This is a genomic window from Burkholderia crassaminum (assembly GCF_964265005.1).
Classification (GTDB): Bacteria; Pseudomonadota; Gammaproteobacteria; order Burkholderiales; family Burkholderiaceae; genus Burkholderia.
Genome location: NZ_OZ183799.1, coordinates 3,436,193 through 3,455,331 on the forward strand (window position 1 = coordinate 3,436,193; position 19,139 = coordinate 3,455,331).

Sequence of the window (19,139 nt, forward strand, 5' to 3'; positions counted from 1 at the left end):
ACGGCACGGCACGGCACGGCACGGCACGGCACGGCACGGCACGGCACGGCACGGCAGCAGCTTAGCCGATCGTCTGCACCGGGTTGCCCTGCGCGTCACGGATCACCGTCTTCTCGACCCGCCAGCGCACGCCGTCGAGCCCGTCGACCGCATACTCGCCGGCGCGCGGCTGCAGCGTGCGCGCCAGCGCCTGCACCGTCGCGTCGGTGAGCCGCAGCGTCAGCGTGCCGTCCTCGTCGGTCACGCCGTTCGCGTCGCCGTGCACGAACCGTACCGCGCCGTCGTGGCCCACCAGCCGGAACGGCCGGTCGAACGGCAACCGCAGCGGCAGCAGCGTGACGAGTTCATCGACCTGCCGCGCGCCGACGGTGATGTCGATCACGGACGCACGCAGCAGCCGCTTGCGCGTTTCCCATCCGAGCACGTCGGTGAACAGGTAGCCGCTCGACGAGCCATCGCGCTGCGTGCCGGCGTCGACCTGCTCGCGCACGTCCGCGCGCTCGAGCAGCGACGCGCGGTCGAGATCGGTCACCCAGAGCGGCATGTGCGGCGCCAGCGTGTCGAGCAGCGCGCGCGTGCGCCAGCGCTTCGCGGCGCGCTCCTCGTCGAGCGTCAGCCCGACGATCTGCAGGAACGCGAGGCGGCCATGCGGCGTATCGATCGCCGGCAGCTCCGGATCGAATGCGAAACCCATCGAGCAGAGCTGCGTGCCGGAATCGAGCGCGATCGGGCCGTTGGCCGTCATCCAGTGACCGTCGTCGAACGCGTTGCCGCTCTGGAACACGTAGCGCGCGAGATTCTGCAGGAAGCTGAACACCCAGCGCGGCGGCTCTTCGTCGCCAGCCGCGCTCGCGACGCGCATCGTCAGCTCGAACCCGAAGCCGCTGACGGCCGGATCGTCGGACTCCTTCGCATACAGCTCGCTCAACCCGTACGTGACGAAATGCCAGTGCGGGACGGGCTCCGCGCGCTTCCACACGCTGAGCCCGTCGAGCGGATCGGGACCGCCGAGCCGCCACTTGATCAGCGTGCCGTAGTGCTTCGGCTCCTGGCCCGGATAGAGGCGGGCGAGCGCGCCGTCGATCGCGTCCCAGCCGGGCGCGGCGTCATCGTCCGCGCCGCCCTGCTCGTCGTGTGTTGCGTCGGTCATGTGGCCCTCTCTCGCGATTCATGTGCTGTTGCGTGGTGCCGGCGCGTGCGGCAGCGGCCGCCGCCGGGCGCGTCACACGTGCGCCGCCGCGCCGTCGAGCGCCGCGCGCACGCGCTCGACGCGCGCTTCGTCGACGGGTGCCAGCACCTCGCCGCGCGGCCGCACGCCCGAGCCGAAATGCACCGCGCGTACGCCGGTCGCGCGGACGAAATCGCCGACCGCGTCGATCGTGAGCCCCGATCCGGCCAGCACCGTGCAGGTCGAGCCGGCCGCCTGCCGCGCGAGCCGTGTGATCGTCGCGACCGCGTCGAGCACCGACGGATGGCCGCCCGACGTCAGCACGGACGTGACGGCCGGCACGCGCAGCAGCGCGTCGAACGCGGCGTTGAGATCGCGCGCGACGTCGAACGCGCGGTGGAACGTGAGCGAACGGCCGTCGGCGGCGGCCGCGATGCGGGCCAGTGCGCCGAGATCGACGTCGCCGTGCGCGTCGAGCGCGCCGAACACGACGCCGTTCGCACCGGCCGCGACAGCCGCGCGCACGTCGCGTTCGATTACGCGCAGGTCGTCGGCGTCATAGACGAACGACCGGCTGTGCGGCCGCACGATCACGTTGACGGGAATCGGCACGGCGGCCACGACGGCTTCGATCAGGCCGACGCTCGGCGTCAGCCCGCCTTCGGTAATCGCGGTCACGAGCTCGAGGCGGTCGGCGCCCGCGCGGGCGGCGGCCTTCGCATCGCCGACGGTCGTGGCAATCACTTCGAGGAGGACGGAAGAAGCGGCGTTTCGGTTCATGGGCGGCCCGCGAATCGTCAGGACAATTCGCGCATCCTAGCCGAGCCGCGTGACGGACGCCAGCGTGCCGGGCGCCGCGCCGTCAGCCGCGTCGCGCGAGCCAGATGCCGATGAGCGCGGACAGGCCGGTCACCACGGCGCCGGGCGCGAACCGGAACATCCGCGCGTTCATGTCCACGCCCTGCTGCTGCATCACGTCGACGAACCCCGGCGCGAGCAGGAACGTCACCCAGCCGATCATCCCGAACGCGGTGGTCGCGGTCGCGATGAGCAGCGCGATGCCTGCGCCGCGCGCGCGTGGCCGGAACGCGCCGGCGAACGCACCGACGGACAGGAACACGGCCGACAACACGAACAACACCGCGACGAACACGAGCATCGCCCCCGTATGGCCGAGCTTCATGAACGCCATCATCTGCGCGGTGATCACGCACATGCCCGCGATCGTGAACAGCACGATCGCGAGCGCGTTGCGCACGAAGCTCATGCGTTCGCCTGGAAATACGCGGTCGCGGGGCGCCGGAACAGCAGGTAGACGAACAGTGCGAACAGCAGGAAGCCGGGAATCAGCACCGCGAACATCGACGCCGGCATGTTGATGAACGAGAACGCGAAGCTGAACACGGACGTCGCGATGTAGGTCTTGCGCGACCATTCGCGGCCCTTGAGGATCGCGATGCCGATCACGACGTTCACGACTTCGATGATCACGCTGATGCCGAGCGTCGCCCAGACGGGCAGCAGGTAGTGCGACAGCAGCGCCTGGGTGGTCGGCATGCCGATCGTGAATGGCGTGTAGATGCCCGTGATCGCGTTGGTCACGATGATGATCCACGCGAGAATGGTCAGCGAAATCGGTCTTTTCATTGTGTTTTCCTTTTTATTCGCCGCCATGGTTGGCCCCCGGGACGGCGCGCCCGCGGTCACGATGGCCGCGGTCGCGCCATTGTCGGGGAAGCGTGCGGCGAACGCAACGGCCGGCCCGCCTGCCCACCCGCCGCCCGCGGTGCGCGCGGTACTGGCCAGCCCGCTTCGATCGCCCTGCTCGCCGCCTGCGGTGCGCGAGGGCGCTAGCCGGCGTCCGCTTCGTCGTCGCCCCAGTCGATGTCGCCGCACAGCACGCGCTGCGCATCGCCGACGCGCACGGCCACCGACAGCGTCACGCACGGCTGCGCCTCGTTGATCGACAGGTATGGCCGGGTGACTTGCACGCGCCCCGGCTCGGCGATCGCCGAGCGGAAATACGGCCGGCGCAGCCAGTTCGCGCCCTGCGCGTCCGCCAGCGGCGAAAAGCGCGCCTCGGCGAGCGCGCGGTCAGCGCGCAGCACGACGTTGCGGCCCGACTGGCGGCCGTGCGCGTCGAGCAGGAAGCAGCGCGCGGCCGCGTCGAGCGCGAGGAAGTTCCAGCACACCTCGTCGAGCGGCTCGCCGGCCGCGAGACGCTCGGCCGCGCGCTCGAACGCGCGCAGGTACGGCGCGAGGCGCTGCGCATCGCGCCGCTCGCGCGCTTCGGTCTGCTGGCGAAAACGCTCGGTCAGCTCGCCGATGCAGCCCGTCGCGGCCGCACTGTCGGGCAGCCCCGGCGCCGGGCGCCCGAAGTAGTAGCCCTGCACGAAATCGGCCTCGCACGACAGCGCGATCTGCGCCTCGTGCTCGGTCTCGATGCCCTCGACGAGCACCAGCTTGCCGGCCTCGTGCAGCAGCGTCACGAGCCCGTGCAGGATCGCGGTGAGCCCTGTCCGGTGTGCCGCGTGCGACAGCATGATCCGGTCGAGCTTCACGATGTCCGGGTTCAGTTGCCAGATCCGCTCGAGATTCGAGTGGCCCGCGCCGAAATCGTCGAGCGCGATCAGGAAGCCGTGCGTGCGGAATTCGCGCACGGCCTCGGCAAGCCGCTCGACGTCCTCCGCGCGCTGTTCGAGCACTTCGAGCACGATGCGGCGCGGCGGCATGCCGAGCCGCTTCAGGTTCGCGAGCAGCGCCGCCGCCTGGAACGGGTCGGTGAGCACGCCCGGATGCACGTTGAGGAACAGCCACTCGCGCTCGGCGCCGAGCAGCGCGAAGTTCTCGAGATGCAGCGCCTGCGCGAGCCGGTCGAGCTGCAGCAGTTCGCCCTGGCGCGCGGCTTCGCCGAACACGTCGAGCGGCGACACGGCGCGGTCGAGCGCATCGTGCGCACGCAACAGCGCCTCGTAGCCCACCGCACGCTGGTGCGACAGGCTGAAAATCGGCTGGAACACGGTCGTGAGCGTCAGGTCGCGGTGCTGCGTCGCCAGACGTTCGAGGCCGGAACTCACCTCCCGCTCGAACCGGTACGGCGACGCGGCGGCCGGACGCTCCTGTTGCACGATCGTCATGCCTTCCTCCTGCTAATGCCTTCGAACGCGGCGCCCGGCGAAGCGAACGGCGCGTGCAATGTCATGGTTGGACCCTCGGTTGCCCGGTCGAAGCCGGACGGCTGACCAGCATCAAGCAAGCTCCGTGCAAGGCGCGCACAACCCAAGCGCCGCGCGGGCGCACCAGGCAGCCGCACCATCGTGGCACACGCACGACGCACCATTTTCGTGCGCACGCACCGGCCGCTCGAACGCACCCGTCACGCTGTCACGCTACACTCCGTACGATCGTTTCATTCCCCGTATTCGCCGTATCGATGGAAATCGTCTTCACCGTCCTGATCCTGCTGCTGACCGTCGCGCTGTCCGGCGCCGTCACGCGCATCCTGCCGTTCCAACTGCCGTTGCCGCTGATGCAGATCGCCTTCGGCGCGATGCTCGCGTGGCCGAAGCTGAACCTGCACGTCACGTTCGATCCCGAAATCTTCATGCTGCTGTTCATTCCGCCGCTGCTGTTCGCGGACGGCTGGCGGATTCCGAAGCGCGAGCTGTACCTGCAGCGCCGCGCGATCCTGATGCTCGCATTCGGGCTCGTATTCATGACGGTACTCGCAGTGGGCTACTTCGCGCACTGGCTGATACCCGAGTTGCCGCTGCCGATCGCGTTCGCGCTCGCGGCCGTGCTGTCGCCCACCGACGCGGTCGCGTTGTCGGGCATCGCAGGAAAGGGCCGGATCCCGCCGCAGCTGATGCACATCCTCGAGGGCGAGGCGCTGATGAACGACGCGTCGGGCCTCGTCGCGCTGAAATTCGCGATCGCGGCCGCGCTGACGGGCATGTTCTCGCTGCGCGACGCGTCGGTCACGTTCGTGATCGTCGCGGCCGGCGGGCTCGCCACGGGCGCGATCGTGTCGTGGGTGTTCAGCGCGCTGTCGACGCGCTTCCTGAACGCCGAGCAGGAAGGCGATCCGGCCCCCGGCATCGTGATGACGCTGCTCGTGCCGTTCGCGGCCTACCTGTTCGCCGAGCACCTCGACCTGTCGGGCGTGCTGGCGGCCGTGTCGGCCGGGATGATGATGAATTACACGAGCTTCTCGCGTAAAAGCACCGTTGCATCGCGCGTACGCGCCGAAAGCACGTGGGCGATGATCGAGTTCGTGTTCAACGGCATGGTGTTCATCATGCTCGGGCTGCAGCTGCCGCACATCATCGGTCGCACGCTCGTCGACGCGCACCACACGAGCGACGCGCTCGTCGGCAGAATGATCTTCAACGTCTGCGCGATGATGCTCGCGCTGTACGCGATCCGCTTCCTGTGGGTCTGGCTGCTGCGCTGGATCGCGAGCCGCCGCGCCGCGCGCCAGGGCCTCGCCGGCACGATGGCCGGCATCCGCACGATCGCGGTGATGACGGTCGGTGGCGTGCGCGGCGCGGTCACGCTTGCCGGCGTATTGTCGATTCCGGTCGCGCTGTCCGACGGCGTGCCGCTGCCGGGCCGCGACACGGCGATCTTCGTCGCGTCGGCCGTGATCCTCGGCTCGCTCGTCGTCGCGGTGATCGGCCTGCCGCTGCTGCTGCGTGGCGTGCGTTCGTCGCGCAGCCCGCTCGGCGACGAGGAGCGCGCCGCGCGCGCGGCCGCCGCGCAGGCCGCGATCCGCGCGATCGACTCGTCGCACGACGCGATCTCGGCCGATCTCGACGAATCGGGTGCCGCGCGCTGCGCGGATATCTCCGCTCGCGTGATGGACCAGTACCGCCGCCGCCTCGCGACGCTCGCCGAGGACGGCCCCGCGCCGCGCGCCGAAGCGAAGCAGGCCGAAACGATGGAACTGCAGATGCGAATCGCGGCCGTGCGCGCGGAACGCTCCGCGCTGTACCGGCTGCGCAGCGACAGCAAGATTTCCGACGAGACGCTGACGAAGCTGCTTCGCGAGATCGACCTGTCGGAGACCGCGCTGTCGACGCGCAAGAAAGGCATTCTCTGACGGAGCGGGCGGCGCGGCCAAACCGCGCGTTCGACGCTCCCTCGAAAGCCGGGTTCCGCATTGCGCGGAACCCGGCTTTTTTTGTTCGACCGGCGAATGCCTCTTGCCGGTTTCCAATGGGGTGCGCCACACCCTTTCCTGCGGCCGACATCGCCGGCGGCACCAGTAAGCAAATCCTCGGCTTTGTAAGTTGTTTTAAAGAAACTTAAACAAAGCGCAACTACCATCCCTCTTTTCCCGCACGCCGCCGCGACGCGGATTCCCTGAAGCCAACGTCGGCGGGGTCACGACCGACATCGGTGATTCGCTCGCGACACAGCTTGCCGGCCATCGACTATTTACATCGCACTCCAAACCACCCGGACACGTCGCGTTCCAAAGGAATGCGTCGTTTCATCAGAAACCCATCGCCCCGAGAACCGGTGAACACATGATCGAACCCGTATCGCTTCAAGGTCGCAGACGATTTCTGACGCAAGGCACCGCCGTGCTCGGCAGCGGGATGCTGTCCGCCTGCGGCGGCGATTCCATCGACTCCTCCGCACGCTTCGCCGATGATTTCGTGTGGGGTGTCGCCACCGCCGCGCCGCAAATCGAAAGCCGGGACGGCCGCGGACCGAGCAACTGGGATCGGTTCGCCGACCAACCCGGCAAGATCGCCGACGGCTCCACGAACGCGCGCTGCATCGAATTCGACACGCGCTACCCAGGCGACCTGGCGCTGCTCGGGCAAGCCGGCATCCAGGCGTTCCGCTTCTCGGTCGCGTGGCCACGCGTGCAACCGGACCGCGCCGGCGCGGTCAGCGAAGCGGGGCTGTCGATGTACGACCGGATGGTCGACACGATGCTCGAGAACCGGCTCGTACCGTACCTGACGCTGTTCCACTGGGACATCCCGGTCTGGGCCGGCGACTTCCGCAATCGCGACATCGCGTACCGGCTGGCCGATTACGCGCAGGTCGTCGCGCGTCGCCTCGGCGATCGGGTCAAGCACTGGATGATGCTCAACGAACCCAACGGTGTGGCGCTCGCCGGCTATGGCTTCGGCGCAATGCCGCCCGGCGTGCAATCGAACGGCGCGATGTTCGCCGCCATCCATCACCAGAACCTCGCACAAGGCTTGATGTTCGACGCGGTCCGGGCGAACGTGCAGGGAGCGGCCCGGGTCGGCACGACCATCAGCGGACGCCCGGTGCACGCGGCGACGAACGCCGCCGCGGACGTGGCGGCCGCCGCGCAATTCGACGCGCTCTGGCATCGCGCGTTTCTCGACCCACTCTACGGCAAGGGTTATCCGGCCGCGTTGCAGCCGGCACTGGCGCCGCTCGTCCAGCCCGGCGACCTGGCAACGATCGCCGCAAAGCCGGATTTCCTCGGCGTGCAGTACTACAACTGCTTCTACGTGAAAGCGGCCGCAGGCTCCGGCTTCGCCATCGCCGACAGCCCGGCCGACGAAATCCAGACCGCCGGATATCCGGTCGAGCCGTACGGGATGTCGGAAATGCTGCTGCGCGTGCACAACGACTATGGCGCTCCGCGGATCATCGTCACCGAGACGGGCTTCGCGATCAAGGAGCCGGCACCGGCCGGCGGCGTGGTCGACGACGGACCGCGAATCGACTATCTCGCCCACTACCTGAAGTCGGCTCACGACGCGTACCGGCAAGGTGTGCGGCTTGGCGGGGTGTTTTATTGGGCCGGCCTGGACAGTTGGGAATGGGGCAGCGGGTTCGCGAAGAAATTCGGCCTGATTCACGTCGATCCGAACACCCAGCAACGCGTACCGAAGCGCAGCCTCGCGTACTACTCGCGCTGCATCGCCGGCAATTCGGTCGCGTAACGCGAACCCGGCGGGCAGCGCGCGGAGGCCGGCCGGGGCCGCGGGAAGTGCTTCGCGCGGCGTGCCGGCACGCGCCGCCGCGCCTCGCGTTACTTCGCGACGACGACCGGAATCCCCTTCAGCATGCCCGCACCCTTCATCTCGTCGAGCGCGTGCTGCACGGCCGCGCTCGTTGCCGCATCGATACCGAGTTGCAGCGCGAGCTCGCGCTCCGCGCGCTTCACGCCGGCGAGGTTGCGCACCTTCACGTGACCGAAGCCGCGCACGCGGGCATGCAGGTCGGCCAGCTGCGTGACTTGCGCCGCATTGCCGGCCGTCGTCACGGCGAACGCTCGCGCGAGCGTCGTCTCGTAGTCGTCGGCGAGCGCGCGCTCCATCCTGCGCTCGACGGTGCGGCCGAACGGATCGAGCCACGTGCCGCGCAGGCTGCGCACGCGCGCCAGCACGCCGAACACCGGCCACATCCACTGGCCAAACACACGCTTCTTCGGCGTGCTGCCGTCACTGCCGGCCTTCGCGACCGTTGGCGGCGCCAGGTTGAACTTCACGCGATAGGTCTGCCCCGGCACGCCTTCGAACTGCGCTTCGAGCGCCGTGCGGAAGGCGTCGTCCGTGTACAGCCGCGCGACCTCGTATTCGTCCTTCACCGCGAGCAGCCGGTAGAACGTCGTCGCGACCGCGCGCGTCAGTGCGTCGTCGCCCTTCGCGCGCGCCGCGCTCACGAGCGCACGGTAGCGCTCGACATAACGAGCGCCGCCGTACGTGTCGAGACGCGCTTCACGATCGGCGATCAGCTCGGCGAGCGTCTCCGGCGCGGCATGCGCGGCCACCGTGTGACGCGCGTTCCACAACGCATCGAGGCCCGCCGCGTCGCCCGCCGCCATCCGGCCGATCGAGAACGCGAGCTTGTTCATCGGCACCGCGACGTTGTTCAGCTCGATCGCGCGCATCATCGCGGCGAGCGACACCGGCACGAGGCCGAGCTGCCATGCATAGCCGAGCATCAGGATGTTCGCGCCGATCGAGTCGCCGAGAAACTTCGCGGCGAGCGCCTGCGCGTCGCAGCTCGACAGGTAGCCGTCGCCGGCCGCGTGGTGCATCTTCTCGAGCAGCGCGTCCGCATGCAGGTTCGCGTCGGGGTTCTGCACGAAGGATGCATTCGGGATCCGGTGCGTGTTGACGACGATCCGCGAACGCTCGTGGCGCACCGTCTGCAGCGCCTCGGCGCTCGCGCCGACGACCATGTCGCACGCGAGCAGCACGTCGGCCTGCTGCGTGTCGATGCGCACCTGGTTGAGCCACCTGTCGCTCGATGCGATCCGCACGAACGACAGCACCGAGCCACCCTTCTGCGCGAAGCCCATGAAGTCGAGCACCGATGCGCTCTTGCCTTCGAGGTGCGCGGCCATGCTGATCAGTGCGCCGACCGTCACGACGCCCGTGCCGCCGACACCCGTCACGAGCATGTCGAACGGTGCCGCGTCGAGATGCGTCGCCGGCACCGGCAGCGCATCGACGCGCGCGGCGAGCGCGGCTTCGTCGAACGCGGCACCGGCGGCCTTCTTCAGCGCCGCGCCTTCGACCGTCACGAAGCTCGGGCAGAAGCCGTTCACGCACGAATAGTCCTTGTTGCACGACGACTGGTCGATGCGGCGCTTGCGGCCAAGCGGCGTCTCGAGCGGCTCGACCGACAGGCAGTTCGACTGCACGCCGCAGTCGCCGCAGCCTTCGCACACCGCGTCGTTGATGAACAGCCGCTTGTCCGGGTCGGGGAATTCGCCTTTCTTGCGGCGGCGGCGCTTCTCGGCCGCGCAGGTCTGGTCGTAGATCAGCACGGTGACGCCCGGCGTCTCGCGCAGTTCGCGCTGCACCGTGTCGAGTTCGCTGCGGTGATGGAACGTCGTGCCCGTCGGGAACTGCCCGTGATGGCCGTCGTACTTCTCCGGTTCGTCGGACACGACGACGAAGCGCGACACGCCTTCCGCCTCGACCTGCCGCGCGATCTGCGGCACCGAGATGCTGCCGTCGACCGGCTGGCCGCCCGTCATCGCGACCGCGTCGTTGTAGAGGATCTTGTACGTGATGTTCGCTTTCGCGGCGACCGCCTGGCGGATCGCGAGGATGCCCGAGTGGAAGTAGGTGCCGTCGCCGAGGTTCTGGAACACGTGCTTCGTGTTGGTGAACATCGCGTGCGCGGCCCAGTCGACACCCTCGCCACCCATCTGGATCAGCCCTGTCGTGTCGCGCTCCATCCACGACGCCATGAAGTGGCAGCCGATGCCGGCCTGCGCGATCGAGCCTTCCGGCACCTTCGTCGACGTGTTGTGCGGGCAGCCCGAGCAGAAGTACGGCGTGCGCTTCACGGCGTCCGCCTCGTTCGACAGGATCTGCGGCGCGACGAGATCGACGACGCGTTCGCGGCGATCGAGCGCCGGCTTGTGGCGCGCGAGCCAGTCGGCGAACACGGGCAGGATGCGCGACGGGCGCAGTTCACCGAGCTCGGACAGCAGGCAGGCGCCGGCGGCGTCGTGCTTGCCGAGCACACGCGGGCGCGCACCTTCCGTGCGGTTGTACAGGTAGTCCTTGATCTGCTGCTCGATGACCGGGCCCTTCTCCTCGATCACGAGCACTTCGGCGAGCCCGTCGACGAAGGTTTCGATGCGCGTCATCTCGAGCGGATACGACAGGCCGACCTTGTAGATCCGCACGCCCGCCGCGTCGAGGTCGGCCACCGTCAGGTCGAGGCGGCGCAGTGCCTCCATCAGGTCGAGATGCGCCTTGCCGCAGGTCACGATGCCGACGTTCGCCTGCGCGCTCGGCGCGATCCACTTGTCGATGCTGTGGGTGCGCGCGAAATGGCGCACCGCGTCGAGCTTTGCGGCGAGGCGCGCTTCGATCGTGAGGCTCGGCAGGTCCGGCCAGCGGTTGTGCAGGCCGCCTGCCGGCGGCGTGAAACCTTCAGGCGCCGGCCACTGCGTCTGCAACGCGTCGAGGTCGACGGTCGAGCCCGACTCGACCGTTTCGGAGATCGCCTTGAAACCGACCCACGCGCCCGAGTAGCGCGACAGCGCCCAGCCGTACAGGCCGAATTCGAGCATGTCGGCGATGTTCGCCGGGTTCACGACCGGCATGTGCCACGCGATCATCGCGAAGTCGCTCTGGTGCGGCATCGACGACGACACGCAGCCGTGGTCGTCGCCCGCCACCACCAGCACGCCGCCATGCGGCGACGAACCGTACGCGTTGCCGTGCTTCAGCGCATCGCCCGCGCGGTCGACGCCCGGGCCCTTGCCGTACCACATCGCATACACGCCCTCGACCGTGCGCTCGGGATCGGCCTCGACGCGCTGCGTGCCGAGCACGGCCGTGCCGCCGAGTTCCTCGTTGATCGCGGGCAGGAAGCGCACGCCGCCGGCGTCGAGCAGTTTCTTCGCCTTCCACAGCTGCTGGTCGACCATGCCGAGCGGCGAACCGCGATAGCCGCTGACGAAGCCGGCCGTGTTGAGCCCCTGTTCGGCGTCGACCGTGCGCTGCATCAGCAGCAGGCGCACCAGCGCCTGCGTGCCGGTGAGGAAGATCCGGCCGCGCGTCGCGGTCAGGTTGTCGGTCAGGCGGTAGTCGGACAGGACGGGCGGGCCGTCGACGGGCAAGCGGGCGGTCATGGGGGATGTCTCCGGATTGTGCTGTTCTGGGCTGCGTGGCGGGGCGTCGGACGACGCGTGGGGGCCGGCAGCGAATGGCTCTATTTTTTCGCGCGCAGCCGAGAATGTTTTTTCTCATCTTGCTCGGCCGGGCCCGCGGCGAGAAAAACTGCGCAGCTTTTTGCCGGAATTTGAGTGAGTTTTCGCGCACGGCAATCGGGCGGGATGGGCGGCGTGTCGGGGCAGGCGGGCCGCCTGCCGGGAAAGCGCGCGATTGCCCGGCGACGGCCCGGGAATGCGGCAACTGAAGCTCGCGCCCCGTGCGACAAGGGTTTCGGCGGCTGGAGGCGGTCACCCTCACCCTTGAAATGCACAGCGTTGCGATTGGTCGGCCGCGCGGGATGTCCACAATGCCGCTCCCCCGGTCGGGCTCGCTCACCGTTCGATTGCACAGCGTTTGGAGTGGCGTGGGGGCCGGGATATCCACACCGTTATCGCCATGAGGCACGCTCGAGTGCCGGCGCTCACCGTTGAAATTCACAGCACGGCGAGTGGGTTTCGGCGATGGATATCCACACCGGAACCGACACATTGCGTCGATCCGCCGTTCACCCTCACCGTTCGAATACACAGGATCGCGAGTGGGTTTGTCGGCCTGTATCTCGCCCGGATAGCCACGCCGGAGCCCGCATGCTGCACAATCGCGGGCTCACGCTCACCGTTGAAATTCACCGGGCTTCGAGTTGCTGCAATGGCGGTTATCCACGCGCGATCCGGGGTTGCCGTCCTGCCGCGCGGGCACCCTCACCGTTGAAAACCACAGCGCTTCGAGTGATCCGGGACGCAGGATATCCACATGGGCCGCGCATCCGCCGCGCAATCGAGGATGCGCGTCCGGCAACGCGCCACCGGCCGGCAATCCATGCCGGAAGCGGCTCATCGGCCGATCGGACGCTGACACTCACCGTCGAAATGCACAGTGCCGCGAGTCGTTTCGGCAGCCGGATATCCACACGGGAGCACGTGCTGCCCTCGCTCTCATGCTCTCATGCTCGCGTGCGAACCGGACGTGCAAGACGCTTCATGCGGCGTCGACGTCGGCTTGGGTGTCGGCTTGGGTGTCGGCTTGGGTTTCGGCTTGGGTTTCGGCTTGGGTGCCGGCTTGGGTGCCGGCTTGGGCTTGGGCGGCCGGATGATCACATTCTGGTGCGCTGCCCTCTGTCGTGTGTTGATGCGCACCTTTGCATCGCCGGGCACGTCGAGTCGCTCGCGAACGCGGCGATGCGCGGCAAAATCCGCGCATTGCAGACCACTCCACCGCGCTCGCCGTTAGAATGCACGGCCCTTCGGGTGGCAGCCGATGCCGGGATATCCACGTCGGGGCGCATGCGCGGTTCGGCCACGCACGCGCGCGTTCGGCTAGAATGCGCGGCGCGCTGAACCTCGGCAAAAGTCAGGAAACCGCGCCGGAAAAGGCGCGCCACGGGATCGGGCGCCGACCCTCACCGTTGAATTCCACAGCATTTCGCGTCGTTTCGTGGGTGAGTTGTCCACAACCCGCTTCATCCACTTCGCATCATCCGGTGACCCTCACCTGTGAAATGCACAGGGCGCCGAGTCGTTTCGGCGTGGGGATATCCACATCCGATCGCACCGCGCGACCTTCGCCTGAACATCGGCAGGCGCGGCTCGCGCACCCGCCGGCAGCTATCGAACAGTCACCGGAAAGCCCCGCCCGGACGGCCTCGGCCGCACCCTCACCATTCAAATGCACAGCGTTTCGAGTCGCCTCGCGGGCGGGTTATCCACATCCGGCCGGCCAGACTGCTTCGAACAGGCGCGCGCCCGCTCGCAGCGTCATTCGGCAATCGACCGGAGGACAGCGGCCGGATTACCGCCGACCAGCACATTCGGCGCGACATCCCGCGTGACGACCGCGCCGGCCGCAACCACCGAGTTCTCGCCCACCGTCACACCGCCGATGATCGTCGCGCCGGCGCCGATCCATACGTTCCGTCCGATCACGATCGGCTGCGCAATGACGAAGTCGCGCCGCCGCGAAGGTTCGACGGGGTGGCCCGACGTGATGAGGCTGACGTTCGGCCCGATCATCACGTCGTCGCCGATCTCGAGCCCGCCGAGATCGTAGAACGTGCAGTTCTGGTTGACGAACACGTTGCGCCCGAGCTTCATGCCGGTGCCGCCCGTCGCATGGAACGGCGGGATCAGCACGAAGCCGTCGTCCACCGGCGTGCCGATCAGTTCGCCGAACAATGCGCGGACTTCAGCGGCATCGTCGAATGTCAGGCGGTTGATCCGCGCGGCGATCGCCATCGCCCGCTTGACCTCGGCCACCATCGCCGCCGATTCCGGCGTTCTTCTCGGAATGATCGTGGTGCGGTCGTCGTTTGCCATGCGCGAGTTGTCTCCCATGATTTCCGTGTTTCGCGTTGCGTCGGTGAGCGCGGCCGGATGCCAGTGTTGGCTTGTGCGCGGACGCTGCAAGCGCTGCGGGTGCTTTCGGTGCTTTCGGTGCTTTCGGTGCTTTCGGTGCTTTCGGTGCTTTCGGTGCTTTCGGTGCTGACGGTCCTTTCGGTGCTGACGGTGCTGACGGTGCTGACGGTCCTTTCGGTGCTGACGGTGCTTTCGGTGCTTTCGGTGCTTTCGGTGCTTTCGGTGCTTTCGGTGCTTTCGGTGCTTTCGGTGCTTTCGGTGCTTTCGGTGCTTTCGGTGCTTTCGGTGCTTTCGGTGCTTTCGGTGCTGTCGGTGCTGTCGGTGCTGTCGGTGCTGTCGGTGCTGTCGGTGCTGTCGGTGCTGTCGGTGCTGTCGGTGCTGTCGGTGCTGTCGGTGCTGTCGGTGCTGTCGGTGCTGTCGGTGCTGTCGGTGCTGTCGGTGCTGTCGGTGCTGTCGGTGCTGTCGGTGCTGACGGTGCCGCGAGCGCTGCCGGTGTTGCGGGCGCTGCGGGAGCGGCAATGCCGTGCAAGTGACGCCGGCCAATTCCGGGATTTTTCGCCTTATATATAACTAGTTTTAGCATTACTAGTTACTCACCAACTCCCTTATGAGATCAGGCGTTGCCCGGTTTTCCGCCCGACACACAACGCATCCGGCCGTCACCCGCAGATGGACACCCCTCGCCGGGCGCCCCTGTCCGAACCTCCGGCGCTCGGATACGCTTGAGCATCCACCGGACCGACAGCTGCACCCAAACGCGGAGGCACGATGAAGCTCTACTACTGGCCGAAGACCCGGGCATTCCGGGCGTTGTGGATGCTCGAGGAACTCGGCGTGGTGTACGAACTCGTGCCGATCGACCTGCGCTCGCACGAGCAAGGCAGCGACGCGTTCGTGCAGGTCAACCCGATGGCCAAGCTGCCCGCGCTCGACGACGGCAGCGTGCCGTTCGCCGAATCGGGCGCCGTCCTGCTCTATCTTGCCGACCGCTGTCCGGGTGCCGGGCTCGGCATCGCACCCGACGATCCGCTGCGCGGCCGCTTTCTCCAATGGATGTTCTTCACACCGACCTGCCTCGAACCGGCGATGGCCGAGAAATTCACCGGCGCGTCGGGCAATCCCGTCGCGTTCGGCTGGGGCAACATCACACGCGTGCAGCGCGCACTCGCCCAGGCGCTTGCCCATAGCCCGTGGCTCGTCGGCGACCGCTTCACCGCGGCCGACCTGCTGCTCGCCAGCACGCTGAAGATCGCATTCGACGCGCATCTGCTGCCGCACGAAGGCGTGCTCGGCGACTATGTCGCGCGTGCGGAGGACCGTGACGCCTTCCGCCGCGCGGTCGCGATCGAACAGCGCGAAGCAGCGCGCCTGCTGCATGCGTGACTTGTAGCGCGTGGGCGGCGGCGCCAGCCGCCCGCGAGCGCACCTACGCGGCGGGGCCCGACGCCGCGGCGCCCGCTTCGACCACCACGCCCGGCGAGCCGCGCTCGTCGGTGTCGACGTCGATCGGCACGACTTCATGAAAATGCGTGTAGTCGATGTGCGTGATGCCGTCTTCGTCGTGCATCAGGTCGACATAGCGGTGACGCCAGCGGATCTCGCCGTGCACCCACGTGTGACGCGCCTGCATCACCTGCGCGGTCGTCTCGTCCGAGCCTTCGATCGTGATCAGCAACGACGCGTCGCGCGCCGCGAGCGATTCGGGCGTCTCGCCGAACAGCGCGCTCGATTCGTCGATCACGTGCATCAGGTTCCAGCCGAGCAGGAAAATCGGATGCTCGCTGCGCACGAGCGGCAGGTCGTGAATCTTGCGCAGCGTGTAGCCCTCGTGCGTGCCTTCGATACGCATCAGCCGCAGTTTCGCCTGCGCCTCGGCAATCACGTTCTGGCGCGCGTTCGCGGCCCGCACCATCAGCGTCATCCTGCCGTTCAGCGGCCGGACGATCGCGTTGCGCGCGAACAGGATCTTCGCCTGCGGCCGCGAAAACCGCGCGAACACGAGCCCCGTGGCCAGCGCAATGCCCGACATCCCGATGAAGATCTCGAACGTCGCGACCAGGTGCGCATAGAGGGTCTGCGGATGCATGTCGCCATAGCCGACGGTCGCGAGCGTCTCGACGCTGAAGAAGAACGCGCCGCCGAATCCGGCCGGCGACTGGTTCGCGATCGGCTCGCGGCCGAGCAGGTAGAGCGTTGCAAAGCCGCCGTTGAGCAGCAGGAACAGCACGGCGAGCGACAGGAAGAATACGGGCCAGCTCACCGTCAGCGCGCGGTGATAGAGGTCGCGCCAGCCGAGCGGCGGCATCCCGTACGCAATGACCGGGCGCGTGCCCGACCAGATCTTGCGGCCACGGCCGCGGGAGGCTGGGGAGGACGAATCGACATTCATCGCGCGGCGCCGGAAGCAGGGAGGCGACGAGCGTAGCACGCGCGGCAGCGGCCGGGAATGCGGGCCGGTTCGGAATGGACCTCCGCCGCGCCGCCGGCCGCGCGGCACAAAAAAAAGCCGGCCGCGGAAGCGGCCGGCTGCGTCGTCAGCGTGCGGACAAGCGCGCGATGTGTGCGGCGCTCACTTCCGGTCGACGATCACCTGGTCGAACGTGCCGCCGTCCGCGAAATGCGTCTTCTGCGCGTTCGCCCAGCTGCCGAAAACCTGCTCGACGCTGAAGGTCTTCAGCGCCTTGAACTCGGCGGCATGCTTCTTCAGCACATTCGCGTCGCGCGGGCGCAGATGGTGCTGCGCGATGATCTCCTGCGCTTCCGGCGTGTACAGGTAGTCGAGATACGCCTGCGCGACCTTGCGCGTGCCCTTCTTGTCGACGACCTTGTCGACGACGGCGACAGGCGGCTCCGCCAGAATGCTCGCCGACGGATACACGGCGTCGAACTGCGCGCCCGATGCACCGGTGTCCATCAGCGCGACTTCGTTCTCGAACGTGACCAGCACGTCGCCGATGCCGCGCTGCGTGAACGTGGTCGTCGCACCGCGGCCGCCCGAGTCGAGCACCGGCACGTTGCGGAAGATCGCCTTCTCGAAGTCGATCGCCTGCTGGTCGGTCGCGCCCTTCTGTTTCTGGAAGCCCCACGCGGCGAGATACGCGTAGCGGCCGTTGCCCGACGTCTTCGGGTTCGCGATGATCACCTGGACGCCCGGCTTCGCCAGATCGCTCCAGTCCTTGATCGCCTTCGGGTTGCCCTTGCGCACCAGGAACACCATCGTGGTCGAATACGGCGAGCTGTTGTCCGGGAAGCGTGCGCGCCAGTCCTTCGGCAGCAACTGACCGCGCTCGGCGAGCAGGTCGATGTCGTTCGGCTGGTTCATCGTCACGACGTCGGCCTGCAGCCCCTGCAGCACCGACAGCGCCTGCGCGCTCGACGCGCCGTGCGACTGCTTGATCGCGACCGTCTCGCCGGTCTTCTGCTTGTAGGCGGCGGCAAAGCCCGTGTTGATGTCCTTGTAAAGCTCGCGCGTCACGTCGTACGACACGTTCAGGATCGACGTATCCGCGTGCGCCGCCGTCGCCGCCACGACCAGCGCCGCCGCCGCGCCCGTATGCAGCCAGCGGCCGATCCCCTTCATGCTTGCCATCGTGATATGCCCCGTTTCCAGTGGTGGTGAATGTGCGTGACGGCACGCGTACGCGCTGTCATCGAAACGTAAGCGGGCATTCTAGCGGCCGGGCGCGGCGCGCTTTCCAATCAGTCGTGGAAAGCAAATCTCGAATCCTGCTAAACGGCGGTGGACGCTCGCGCGCGCATCGAATCCGGTGTTAAGATCGCCGCTCAGCCCACTTACGGTTCATCCATGTCCGCTACCCAGCGCTCGCTTCCGATCCTCGGCGCCATCGCGGCAGGTACGCGCGCGGCCGGGCTGAAACTGAAAAAACGACTCCTCGACTGACGGGGACGTCGCGTCCCGTCAGGCGAATGCCGGACGGGATGCCCGCAGGTCGTTTCATTCTCCTTGCACGCATGCCTCGCTCCGGCCCTCCGCCGGCGGAACGGTTCCTTCCCACTCCGTTTCCACCATGAGGCTTTGCATGAACACACGTTTCGAAGGTATCTGGCTGCCGATCATCACGCCGTTCCACCACGGCGAAGTCGACCATGCCGCGCTCGCGCGACTCGCGCGCCACTATGCGGGCGCGGGCATCGCGGGGTTCGTCGCGGGCGCGACGACCGGTGAAGGCGTGCTGCTCGACGCGCGCGAACAGGACGCCGTGTTCGCGACGCTGCGCGACGCGGCGCCCGGACGGCCGATCATTGTCGGGCTGACCGCGAGCGCGACGCATTTCGCGGCCGCTCGTGCACGCGAACTCGCGGCACTACGGCCGGACGGGCTGCTCGTCACGCCGCCCGTCTACGTGCGGCCGACGCAGGACGGTATCCGCCGCCACGTCGAGGCGATCGTCGACGCGGCCGACCTGCCGGTGCTCGTCTACAACATCCCGTACCGCACCGGCGTGAACGTCGAACTGGACACGCTGCAGGCGCTTGCGCGCGACCCGCGCGTCGCGGGCATCAAGGAATGCGGCGGTACGCTCGACCGGATGAGCCGGCTCGTGCACGACACGCCGCTCGCGATCCTGTCCGGCGACGACAACCAGAACTTCGCGGCGATGTGCGCCGGTGCGCACGGCGCGATCGCGAGCAGCGCGCACGTGCTGCCCGAATGGCATGTGCGCATCCATGCGCTGCTGCGCGACGGCCGGCTCGCCGATGCGCGGCGCCTGTCGGTCGCGCTGCAGCCGCTCGTCGCGGCGCTGTTCGCGGAGCCGAACCCGGCACCCGTGAAGGCCGTGCTGGCCGCGCAAGGGTGGTGCGAGGACGGGTTGCGGCTGCCGTTCGTGCCCGCGAGTGACGGGTTGAGGGAGCGACTGGCAACGATCTGTGCGGCGCTCGAAGCGTCGACGCAAGCTGCCGCAGCGGCGTAGG

General features: G+C 68.0%; 15 protein-coding genes. 5 read left to right on the top strand and 10 right to left on the bottom strand.

Features of this window, described 5'->3' with window-relative positions:
• Positions 1-61: 61 nt before the first annotated feature.
• The 5 genes from ACPTTF_RS15945 to ACPTTF_RS15965 all read right to left on the bottom strand — a co-directional run bounded on the left by ACPTTF_RS15945 (position 62) and on the right by ACPTTF_RS15965 (position 4,305).
• Positions 62-1,150: a suppressor of fused domain protein gene (locus ACPTTF_RS15945; RefSeq protein WP_423371702.1), complete on the bottom strand. Its 1,089-nt coding sequence runs from the start codon at positions 1,148-1,150 to the stop codon at positions 62-64.
• Between the two features lie 72 nt (positions 1,151-1,222).
• A complete protein-coding gene (locus ACPTTF_RS15950) occupies positions 1,223-1,948 on the bottom strand; it encodes a copper homeostasis protein CutC (RefSeq protein WP_423371703.1) in 726 nt (241 codons plus the stop codon).
• Positions 1,949-2,030: 82 nt separating this feature from the next.
• Positions 2,031-2,435 carry a hypothetical protein gene (locus ACPTTF_RS15955; RefSeq protein ID WP_423371704.1) on the bottom strand — a complete coding sequence of 135 codons (405 nt, stop codon included), beginning with the start codon at positions 2,433-2,435 and terminating at the stop codon, positions 2,031-2,033.
• Positions 2,432-2,815, bottom strand: a complete 384-nt coding sequence (locus tag ACPTTF_RS15960; protein ID WP_423371705.1) for a hypothetical protein — start codon at positions 2,813-2,815, stop codon at positions 2,432-2,434. Before ACPTTF_RS15960 ends, ACPTTF_RS15955 begins: the two co-directional genes overlap by 4 nt.
• 203 nt (positions 2,816-3,018) lie before the next feature.
• Entirely contained in the window at positions 3,019-4,305 is a 1,287-nt protein-coding gene (locus tag ACPTTF_RS15965) for a sensor domain-containing phosphodiesterase (protein ID WP_166962734.1), read from the bottom strand.
• Positions 4,306-4,601: 296 nt separating this feature from the next.
• Here ACPTTF_RS15965 and ACPTTF_RS15970 point away from each other — a divergent pair, with 296 nt between their 5' ends.
• A complete protein-coding gene (locus tag ACPTTF_RS15970; protein ID WP_423371706.1) occupies positions 4,602-6,269 on the top strand; it encodes a Na+/H+ antiporter in 1,668 nt (555 codons plus the stop codon).
• A 430-nt stretch (positions 6,270-6,699) separates the two neighbouring features.
• Entirely contained in the window at positions 6,700-8,109 is a 1,410-nt protein-coding gene (locus tag ACPTTF_RS15975) for a glycoside hydrolase family 1 protein (RefSeq protein WP_423371707.1), read from the top strand.
• A gap of 89 nt (positions 8,110-8,198) precedes the next feature.
• Here the strand turns inward: ACPTTF_RS15975 and ACPTTF_RS15980 are convergent, their stop codons facing one another.
• The 3 genes from ACPTTF_RS15980 to ACPTTF_RS15990 form a co-directional block, all read right to left on the bottom strand.
• Entirely contained in the window at positions 8,199-11,771 is a 3,573-nt protein-coding gene (locus ACPTTF_RS15980; RefSeq protein WP_423371708.1) for an indolepyruvate ferredoxin oxidoreductase family protein, read from the bottom strand.
• A gap of 694 nt (positions 11,772-12,465) precedes the next feature.
• Positions 12,466-12,690, bottom strand: coding sequence for a hypothetical protein (locus tag ACPTTF_RS15985; RefSeq protein ID WP_423371709.1), 225 nt, complete (start codon positions 12,688-12,690; stop codon positions 12,466-12,468).
• Positions 12,691-13,607: 917 nt separating this feature from the next.
• Positions 13,608-14,165: a sugar O-acetyltransferase gene (locus ACPTTF_RS15990; RefSeq protein ID WP_423371710.1), complete on the bottom strand. Its 558-nt coding sequence runs from the start codon at positions 14,163-14,165 to the stop codon at positions 13,608-13,610.
• Positions 14,166-14,222: 57 nt separating this feature from the next.
• Here ACPTTF_RS15990 and ACPTTF_RS15995 point away from each other — a divergent pair, with 57 nt between their 5' ends.
• On the top strand, positions 14,223-14,774 hold the full coding sequence (locus tag ACPTTF_RS15995) for a hypothetical protein (protein WP_423371711.1): 552 nt from the start codon (positions 14,223-14,225) through the stop codon (positions 14,772-14,774).
• A 198-nt stretch (positions 14,775-14,972) separates the two neighbouring features.
• A complete protein-coding gene (locus ACPTTF_RS16000; protein WP_166962722.1) occupies positions 14,973-15,587 on the top strand; it encodes a glutathione S-transferase family protein in 615 nt (204 codons plus the stop codon).
• Between the two features lie 43 nt (positions 15,588-15,630).
• Here the strand turns inward: ACPTTF_RS16000 and ACPTTF_RS16005 are convergent, their stop codons facing one another.
• Complete coding sequence (locus ACPTTF_RS16005) at positions 15,631-16,593, bottom strand: ion channel (protein ID WP_166962720.1); 963 nt, start codon at positions 16,591-16,593, stop codon at positions 15,631-15,633.
• A 180-nt stretch (positions 16,594-16,773) separates the two neighbouring features.
• On the bottom strand, positions 16,774-17,793 hold the full coding sequence (locus ACPTTF_RS16010) for a sulfate ABC transporter substrate-binding protein (protein ID WP_423371712.1): 1,020 nt from the start codon (positions 17,791-17,793) through the stop codon (positions 16,774-16,776).
• Between the two features lie 451 nt (positions 17,794-18,244).
• Here ACPTTF_RS16010 and dapA point away from each other — a divergent pair, with 451 nt between their 5' ends.
• The gene (gene dapA, locus ACPTTF_RS16015; protein WP_423371713.1) at positions 18,245-19,138 is read left to right on the top strand and encodes a 4-hydroxy-tetrahydrodipicolinate synthase; all 894 of its coding nucleotides are present in this window, start codon (positions 18,245-18,247) and stop codon (positions 19,136-19,138) included.
• The last annotated feature ends 1 nt before the right edge of the window (position 19,139 follow it).